7 protein-coding genes are annotated in these 3,957 nt (G+C 37.1%); 2 read left to right on the top strand and 5 right to left on the bottom strand.

What is annotated here, in order from left to right:
- Positions 1-133 precede the first annotated feature (133 nt).
- The 4 genes from M3191_RS18035 to M3191_RS18020 all read right to left on the bottom strand — a co-directional run bounded on the left by M3191_RS18035 (position 134) and on the right by M3191_RS18020 (position 2,012).
- Positions 134-523: a hypothetical protein gene (locus tag M3191_RS18035; protein WP_251701720.1), complete on the bottom strand. Its 390-nt coding sequence runs from the start codon at positions 521-523 to the stop codon at positions 134-136.
- A 142-nt stretch (positions 524-665) separates the two neighbouring features.
- Positions 666-1,082, bottom strand: a complete 417-nt coding sequence (locus tag M3191_RS18030) for a hypothetical protein (RefSeq protein ID WP_251701719.1) — start codon at positions 1,080-1,082, stop codon at positions 666-668.
- 148 nt (positions 1,083-1,230) lie between these two features.
- Complete coding sequence (locus tag M3191_RS18025; protein WP_251701718.1) at positions 1,231-1,665, bottom strand: hypothetical protein; 435 nt, start codon at positions 1,663-1,665, stop codon at positions 1,231-1,233.
- Positions 1,666-1,796: 131 nt separating this feature from the next.
- Positions 1,797-2,012, bottom strand: a complete 216-nt coding sequence (locus tag M3191_RS18020; RefSeq protein WP_251701717.1) for a hypothetical protein — start codon at positions 2,010-2,012, stop codon at positions 1,797-1,799.
- A gap of 257 nt (positions 2,013-2,269) precedes the next feature.
- Between M3191_RS18020 and M3191_RS18015 the strand changes: the two genes are divergently transcribed.
- Positions 2,270-2,782: a hypothetical protein gene (locus M3191_RS18015; protein WP_251701716.1), complete on the top strand. Its 513-nt coding sequence runs from the start codon at positions 2,270-2,272 to the stop codon at positions 2,780-2,782.
- A 94-nt stretch (positions 2,783-2,876) separates the two neighbouring features.
- Positions 2,877-3,125 (top strand): hexameric tyrosine-coordinated heme protein, encoded by a 249-nt coding sequence (locus tag M3191_RS18010; RefSeq protein ID WP_251701715.1) that lies wholly within the window; start codon positions 2,877-2,879, stop codon positions 3,123-3,125.
- Positions 3,126-3,339: 214 nt separating this feature from the next.
- On the opposite strand, the gene M3191_RS18005 is transcribed toward M3191_RS18010, so the two are convergent.
- Positions 3,340-3,717, bottom strand: a complete 378-nt coding sequence (locus M3191_RS18005) for an SET domain-containing protein (protein WP_251701714.1) — start codon at positions 3,715-3,717, stop codon at positions 3,340-3,342.
- Positions 3,718-3,957: the final 240 nt, after the last annotated feature.

Raw genomic sequence — 3,957 nt, 5'->3', positions numbered from 1 at the left:
AACCAATGCCTTCCAACTCTATTGAGGAAGGTTATTTGATATACCCTTTTTTAAGTATAACAAGAAGTATTTCATGTTTCATTGAAAATTGTTGACAAACTATTAGCTGGTTTAGTTGAAGAAGAAATCCTATTTAGTTAAAAGTTTCTTCTTCCCATATTTCAAATATAACAGCTTTAAGAAACTTTCCCTCTTTGACCTCGATAGCTATAGCTTCCTTTTTATTAATATCGGTTATCTCATAATACTTTGTTCCTTCTTTATATTTATTCGATAAATTCCCACTAGTGTCAGAAATTTCTTGTTGAGAATAGAAAGTAACTTCGCCAATTTCAGCACCTATTTCCTCTTCATTAACTTCCTCTTCTGTAACAACATAAGATTCATTCTCCCATGTAACGAATTCAGTTACCCAGCTTGCACTAGAAACAGTTAGTATTTCATTCTCTGATTTTCCATCAACCAAAGAACAACCTGCTAATATAACAACTCCAAGAATTGTTACTATTAAAATCCTTTGCACAGGTACACCTCCGATATATTAGACATTCCTAGTTTGCTACGTTGGTTCAATAAGAAAAAAGACTTTACTCCTTCCTGAAGTAAAGCACCCCGTTCGTTAAATAAACGACAATTGCGCCCGTTACGGAATATAGGAGAATTCATTAACCCTCTATAAGTGCATGGTACTTCAAGATTTTCCCTTCGGATTCCACGAGTAAAATAGGACCTCTCTTTTCGATAGGTGAAAAAATCTTTGCACCAACAGGTAGCTTATTTGACATTTCATTTTCAAAGTTTGTATGTGTATCATTTCTTTTTTTGATTTCCCCTACTTGCGCGCCCTTTGTTAAAGTTAATTCCTCGACCCAATCAATTCCATTAACGTAAATTAAACCTTCGAATTGAAATATATCAGCTTCAGGGTCTGATGTTAGAACTTCTTCCGCACCAGGATTTCCAGGACTAAGAACTTCTAACTTACCTGTACCTGATGAACTAGAACCTGATGAACTGGAACATCCATAAGCAGTTAATATTACGAAAAAAACCAAACCAAAAAATAATCTTGGTACTTTCACGTTATCCCTCCTCGTACCATTAGACTGACTAAGGTAAAATAAGTTACTGAATTGTTCTATACACTTTTCAACTAAACTGCGCCGTTAGTTGAATAAGAAAAGTGAATCTTATTCAACAATCCGCCCAATTGCGGAATAATTTAAACCGCTACATTTCCCGATAAATTGACTCGAATAAAACGTTTCGCCCCTCAATTGCATAAAACTTACCGTTTGCCATTTGTAAAGTATTGTTATAACCAACAACGATTGCTGTTACATTCTCTTTCTCTTCACCTTTAGCCTTGTAGTGTATCGTTATTTCGTAGGTAGTCATAGGAGGAGTATTAGTTTCTTTTATTTTCATTTCACTGGACTGGCTCATTAATTCTCTGAAGGTCTCTTCTTCCAAAATCCAATGATTATCTTTCTCATTTAAACTTTTCTTTTGCCTTTCTTCAATAACCACTTTTGTAATTTCCTTGTCTTCAAACACTTCTTTGAAAACTTCACCAAATATTGTATTTTTCATCTGGTTATTATAAAACCAAACGACACCTAGCACTAGAACAAAGAAAGCTCCAATAATAACAAACTTTTTCATCTGTCCACTCCCTTTTTCAGTTCAGATAATGTTCCCCTTGTAATTAACAAAATTTCTCGATCTCTAACAGCAAAACTGTTAAACTAACCTGCACCGTTAGTTCAACTTGTTCCTTCGTTTAAATGAAAATTCTATTTCGGCTTACACTCAAAAGAATAACTTCCCGTGAGATTATTATGGATTTCTAATATGACTTCCCCACCATTTTTATAACAGTCGGTGAGGAGTAGATTTATCTCTGAATTGTGGTAATAACCAGTAGTAATCGTTAGTATAGCCCATGCAAATAATATAAGAACGAATAGCCATGCAATACCTTTTAAATCCCTCTTTTTAAAAATACTCATTTCATACCCTCCTTTCTCTTGATACGCAATTACTCCCTCTATTCTTAACTACTTATACGACCTCACCGGTGAAAAGTTTCTATAATTCTCAAAACAACTCGAAGTATATAACTGATGATCGAGCAATAAGCAAATTAATAACGAGGAGTTATTTATTAACCATCAATGAAACTTGTACTCGACAAAGACGTATTTCTAGTAAGAATGCTGCTGGTCAACAAGTAGGAGTGGTTAATTTGATAAAGGGAGTGTGAATAATGAAAGCCATATCTAGTTTGATAATGTTCTGTTTACTAATTATGCTGGGTGGATGCGGCAATGATACAACGCTAGAAGAAGCTATTAAAGAGAATAAGGAATGGGAGGATGTCTTTTACATAACCCAAAGAAATGATGAGTTCGCTTTAGTGTTCATGGAAGAAGCGGATGGAATGATGAGGGCTGGGTTAGTCGTTAATCACAGAAATGGATGGGAAGCTAGTGATACAACAGGCGGCTTAGGGATCTATGACCTTTCAAGAGGTTTTAGCGGTATGTCAGGACCCTTGTATCTAAATGACAAAGAATTTTTAGTCTTAACTTGGGGTTTAATCGCAGATGAAGAAATAGACAAAATCGAGGTGGTGGGTAACAAAGATAAGGGAGTGAATATAATCGGATCGAAAAATGATATGAGAATATATTATATTGTTGATACGAAAATGAAAGATGTTTCGGCAGAATACAAACTTGCTGCTCTCTCGAAGGACGGCAAGATTTTGTATGAGTGACCTCATCATACATGATACATCGAATAGGGCCCTCACTACCAAAAAGGGTTAGGCATATGTATAGCAGTATTGAAGAACCTAGGAGGTGAACTGCATGCCAAGCAACCCATTGCAGACGCTGCTGACACAAACTCCGGAAGAAGGGTTTGCTTTAGCGGTTAAGCTTGCACAAAAAGGGGTGGGAGTTACACAGCCTTCTGAGGAGATCAGAAAAATGCTGCGACCGGTATATTCAAGAGATGCCGACAGCTTAATCGCTGTTTCACAAGTCATCGCAACCCATTTCCAAACAGTAGCCGCCGCCAACAATTACTGGCGTACATGGACACCGCCATACTACTAAAATTGTGCGGAAATTGTGTCGGTGCCTGTGCATGGTGCATTTATGACAATTCATTAATAATAATAAAAATGCAATAGAGATCCAGGTAAACGTTGAGTTCACTCGGTTTCCTATTGCATTTTATACAATTGTAGTGCATTATCTGAATTGTGTCTTACACAGGCACCTGCAAAAAAATGTGCAAAATGGCACCTGCAAAATTATTCGACCGAACTCATTCTTGGTCGAACCACAGCAGTTCCTTGTCATTTTCATCGCCATTATAATTAATCAATATTTCTTCGCCGGCTTTTATATCTGTGTATGCAAAGAAGTCAAACGTATGCTTTTCAAAACTGATTTCATACGTTGCGTTCGGCTCATAGGAATGGTTGAATAACATTCCGTACCCAAGAAGGATCGCGGTATGATTAATGCCATATTCAAAGGCATAATCAGACAACAACGTTTTCTCAATGTGGGGATGTTGGTCGTTCGGATATGCAATGACGGGTGCTTCATGTACCATCGTTCCTTTGGCGATATCACATGTAGCAAAGACCCCTCTATTGAATTCACCGTCACTCAGTGAAGATGTTTTTACTTCTATCATGCTGTTCACCTACTCACTTGTAAAATGTACTTTCTTACTATAACATGTATTGACGCAGTGAGTGGTTTTATTCACTCTTGAAAAATAAAGTGGCACAGATACTACAAATGAGCAATCGAGTAGGAGGGAGCGATTAACTCCCGACCTCTCACACCACCGTACGTACCGTTCGGTATACGGCGGTTCAATTAAGATTGTTGACGCAAAGCTTCGTAACGAGATATTAGACTTTTGAGCCCT

It is taken from the genome of Sporosarcina luteola, assembly GCF_023715535.1.
GTDB lineage: Bacteria > Bacillota > Bacilli > Bacillales_A > Planococcaceae > Sporosarcina > Sporosarcina luteola_B.
Note: the sequence above shows the minus strand (reverse complement) of the source record. Positions and strands in the feature narration are given on the sequence as shown.

Coding starts and splice junctions, on each gene's coding strand:
- M3191_RS18010 (WP_251701715.1), top strand. CDS start 2,877: ATGCCAAGCAACCCATTGCAGACGCTGCTGACACAAACTCCGGAAGAA.
- M3191_RS18005 (WP_251701714.1), bottom strand. CDS start 3,717: ATGATAGAAGTAAAAACATCTTCACTGAGTGACGGTGAATTCAATAGA.
- M3191_RS18025 (WP_251701718.1), bottom strand. CDS start 1,665: ATGAAAAAGTTTGTTATTATTGGAGCTTTCTTTGTTCTAGTGCTAGGT.
- M3191_RS18020 (WP_251701717.1), bottom strand. CDS start 2,012: ATGAGTATTTTTAAAAAGAGGGATTTAAAAGGTATTGCATGGCTATTC.
- M3191_RS18015 (WP_251701716.1), top strand. CDS start 2,270: ATGAAAGCCATATCTAGTTTGATAATGTTCTGTTTACTAATTATGCTG.